This is a genomic window from Bacillus pseudomycoides DSM 12442 (assembly GCF_000161455.1).
Classification (GTDB): Bacteria; Bacillota; Bacilli; order Bacillales; family Bacillaceae_G; genus Bacillus_A; species Bacillus_A pseudomycoides.
On sequence record NZ_CM000745.1, the window covers coordinates 5,225,168 to 5,229,192 of the forward strand.

The 4,025-nt window shown below is 39.1% G+C and carries 3 protein-coding genes and 1 pseudogene; 1 reads left to right on the forward strand and 3 read right to left on the reverse strand.

From position 1 onward, the window contains the following. Positions 1–473 (reverse strand): annotated as a pseudogene (locus tag BPMYX0001_RS32175) (transposase); the annotation flags it as partial. Positions 474–694: 221 nt separating this feature from the next. Between BPMYX0001_RS32175 and BPMYX0001_RS26480 the strand changes: the two are divergent. Next, positions 695–1,924: a serine hydrolase domain-containing protein gene (locus tag BPMYX0001_RS26480; protein ID WP_033799433.1), complete on the forward strand. Its 1,230-nt coding sequence runs from the start codon at positions 695–697 to the stop codon at positions 1,922–1,924. A 344-nt stretch (positions 1,925–2,268) separates the two neighbouring features. Here the strand turns inward: BPMYX0001_RS26480 and BPMYX0001_RS26485 are convergent, their stop codons facing one another. Further along, positions 2,269–2,967: an NADH dehydrogenase gene (locus tag BPMYX0001_RS26485; protein WP_033799434.1), complete on the reverse strand. Its 699-nt coding sequence runs from the start codon at positions 2,965–2,967 to the stop codon at positions 2,269–2,271. Positions 2,968–3,088: 121 nt separating this feature from the next. Further along, on the reverse strand, positions 3,089–3,235 hold the full coding sequence (locus BPMYX0001_RS34305; RefSeq protein WP_006097276.1) for a hypothetical protein: 147 nt from the start codon (positions 3,233–3,235) through the stop codon (positions 3,089–3,091). Positions 3,236–4,025: the final 790 nt, after the last annotated feature.

Below are 4,025 nucleotides of genomic sequence, written 5' to 3' on the forward strand. Positions count from 1 at the left end.
CTCTAGTTGAATCTTAATACCGGCTGTTTGTGCACATCCTCCTGAACCAGGATAAATAGGAGCTAAATGATTGGGTACTTGAAAAATAGTAGCATCTAAAATACGTATACGTTGAAAATAGGAAGTGTATTGGTTTGGAATTTGAGATGAACCGTTTAGTTGGCTTTTAACTAAACGAGAAAATACACACTGTAGGAATAAAACAGCGCATCGGTTAAAGCGTTGATTAAGTCCTTCTGGACTCATGAGTGTAGTTGTATTCGCATAAAGTTGACTACATAACCGAGTGAGAGAATCGCTTGCTACATGTTGACTAATCCAAATACATAAAGCAGCCAAATTTCGTGCCCCATATTTACTTTTACGTTTACAAAACCTGTTTCCTGTGCAAGTTGTTGAAGGGTATCGGGAGATAAATATCGCTGTAGTTCTTCAGCAAACAAATGAAATTCATCCTGAATCGAAAGATTCATAAAAAAACGCCATCCTTTCTGTATATTTCTACAAAAAGAATAACGTTTTCTGTGAATTATGGATATAAATTTATCTTAGGTTGATAGTGATGTATGGTGACCCCATATACATAAATACATTTTGTCGAAATTATTAAAAAGGGGAATTTTTCTATTTGAAGAACTAATAATTGTTAGCCAATATGTATTAGAAATCTCAATCTAAACTAAAGGAGAACAAAATGGGACAAAACAATAAAGGCTTTTCTGAAACAGGGTTGCGCAAAATGCGCAATGTACTGGCGCAGCATGTCGATTCTGGAAAGATTCCTGGGCTCGTCGCCTTAGTCAGCCGAAACGGCGAGACGCACGTCGAAGCGCTTGGAACAATGAGGCATGATGGTGGCGCACCAATGCGTCGGGACACGATCTTTCGATTGGCGTCCACTAGCAAGCCGATCGCAGTTTCACCGGTAATGGTTCTGCTCGACGAGTGCAAACTGCATTTGGACGACCCAGTAGACAAATGGCTGCCCGAACTCGCCGACCGGCAGGTGTTGAAACGGCCCGATGGTCCGCTGGAAGAGACCGTCCCAGCACGGCGTCCTATCACTGTACGAGACCTGTTGACCTCCACATTCGGGCTCGGAGTGGATCTCACGTTGATGGGTTCTCCGATCATGAACGCGTTCTTCGAGAGTGGGATATTCGACACGCCAGGGCAGGATATGCCCGATCCAGATGAGTTTATGTGTCGCCTAGGTGCACTTCCGCTAAGCTACCAGCCCGGAGAGCGGTGGCAGTATCATATCAGTATTGAAGTGCTCGGCGTGCTTGTTGCCAGGGTCACGGGTCAGATATTCGAGTCGTTCCTGCGCGAACGCATCTTCGATCCACTGGGAATGAAGGACACTGGCTTCTACGTGCCTGAGCGCAAGATTGACCGGCTTCCACCTGCCTTCAACCCTGATCCGCAGACAGGTGAGTTCATCGTGTGGGATGAGGGTGCAGGCGGACGATACAGCAAACCTCCAGCATTCCAAGCAGGCGGTGGTGGGCTGCTCGCAACCGTCGACGATTATCACGCGTATTTGCAGATGCTGTTGAACAAAGGGATGCACGGAACCAAACGGATCCTGTCCCGACCTGCAGTCCGGCTGATGACCACCAACCGTCTTACTCCTGAACAACAAGTATACCGAGACGATTTGGCCAAAAACAACGTCCATTTGTCGTTTGGACAAGGGATACAAGGCGGCTGGGGCTTTGGGATGGCGGTGCGTACCTATCTTGGAGACTACGCGTCTATCGGTCAGTTCGGCTGGGATGGCGGAACCGGCACTGCAGCTTACGCTGATCCAGACAAACAGTTTACTGGAATCCTGTTCACCCAGGTTGGGATGTCCACTCCGGACTCATCGCATCTTATCCAAGACTTCTGGATCACGGTCTACCAAGCGATCGAAGACTGAAACCGAACTTAGGTATTGTTTAAAGGAAAGCGCCAAGACGGATGCATAATCATAGGCTTGGCGTATATTTTTTAATGTTATATTATAATATTATTATTTGAATATATATCCATCTATTTTGAGGATGATGCCCTCAACTATCCGAGAAAAACTGCTTTTATTAATAGATATTAGGGGTCCTGCCACATGCCCATCAAGCTAAGAATTTAGGACTACCCCCAAACGATAATTCTGTATAAATTGCTCAATTTTATCGTTTGGGGGTAGTTTATTTGTGTTAAGTTGATGGCGATGTGGCCGGACCCCTAAAATAAACTACTTTGGTTCAATATTAATATTTATTTTCAGTTATTAGGTGGAAAAACACTTACTGGTATGTCCGACTTATACAATTGCTCTAATATCTTTTGGTCTTTACAATATACTTCTGCATAACTATATTTATTTACTAAATCAATTCTTACGAAAATTGTTTCTTCGGTATTGCACCACCACTCAAAATATTTATCTGAAAATGATTCTCTCTTAATTTTATTTAAAGCTTCCGTTTTTTTAAACTCATCAATTTCACTAATTTTAGCCCCACGTGTTAGCCAATTTTTATGCTTATTAACCATATAATATTTAATTGCATCATCGTCTAAAAATTCTTCTATATTTTCAGCACTAATGAAAAAACGTCCCATGCAGAAATGATATATTTTCCCATCCTCATCAATACAAGGTCCAAAATCTCCTGCATAATGATAATCCATACATTGAACATAGTATTTTCCGTTTTCTTTTTTAAAAAATTTAAGTTCATATTTTTCTTCAAATTCATTGAAGAAAAACATATCCATTCGGAAACCTGTATAAAATCTTTCACCAATTTTATACCAAATGCCACCAAATGATACTTGAAAATCAATCATTTTATCAAAAAAGGGTATTCCTTCATTGGCAAATACTCTTTTAATTTCATCTTTATTTTTAATTGTATCAACTTTCTTACCAGATAATATCATGTCATTTACTGTCTCAGATAAAATTTTTTTCTCCATACTTTTAATACCCTTCATATGAATTTTTGTTACGAATTTTATAACAACTATTCTTTAGTTTATATGTTATACATATTAACTCTTGTGACTATCTGCGTAAAGGATATAGGCCAATAAAAAATCACTTCTCGTTCTCAAGTTTTTCTTTATTGAATTGTGTAAGCATGCCATCTATCGTTTCAATTCCACCTCTTGTTTTTTTCTTTGCAACATTTTGGAATTGTGCAAAATTCGCGAATGGCTCAAACTGTTTTTCCTGATCAACCACTTTAGATTCGGTCTGCTTAGTAACTGTACTCCTTCTTTGTTCAACTTTTCTTTCTAATTGATTAACAGATTCTTGGGTAATTAATTCATTATCAATTGCTACATTCTTCGTTGCAAAAAAGGGTATCGCCTCATGCCCATCAACTTAAGAATTTTATAATGCCCCCAAAACGAAAAAATGAGCTGACTTTTCAGAGTAACTAACTGTAGAGAAAGAAAATTTTCATTTAGGGGGTACTTCAAAACCTTAGCTTGATGGCGATGGGGTCACCATATCAAAAAAAGTAAATTGTACGTTAGATACATTTTTCAACCGCTTCCAGTACGTTAAGGGATTGGTTGTTTTTTATAATGAAATTCTAAATATCTAATGATAATAGGTGAAAAAGACGATCAATAGTTGGGGTACGGAAATGATTCGAATTTACATTCTTTCTCAATACATATTATGGATAAATAAAGTAAAATATGGGCTGAGGGTATGTCTCATGTTGTGTTACTCCTAACAATAACTAAGGATACATAATATGCTTTCATACCCTTAAATAATTTTGTTATAGAAGGGATGGAGATTTAAATGGCTCAAATTGTTGATATTGATAGATACCTTTGTACTGGGGCTTTAATCTATATGAGTGAGGGCCTTTTCCCTAAGCCTAGGAGGTAAGGAACAGTAAACAGCCACCTATACACTATGAATAGAGGAGAGGAATGCCTTATGAAAATACGTAGTCAAATTACATTTGCAAGTCTGGCCCTTTTAATAGCTGGAAGTTCCCTGTTATATACAA

What these genes read in the sequence shown, in the direction of transcription:
- BPMYX0001_RS26480 (WP_033799433.1), top strand. Translation starts at nt 695, where the DNA reads ATGGGACAAAACAATAAAGGCTTTTCTGAAACAGGGTTGCGCAAAATG.
- BPMYX0001_RS26485 (WP_033799434.1), bottom strand. Translation starts at nt 2,967, where the DNA reads ATGGAGAAAAAAATTTTATCTGAGACAGTAAATGACATGATATTATCT.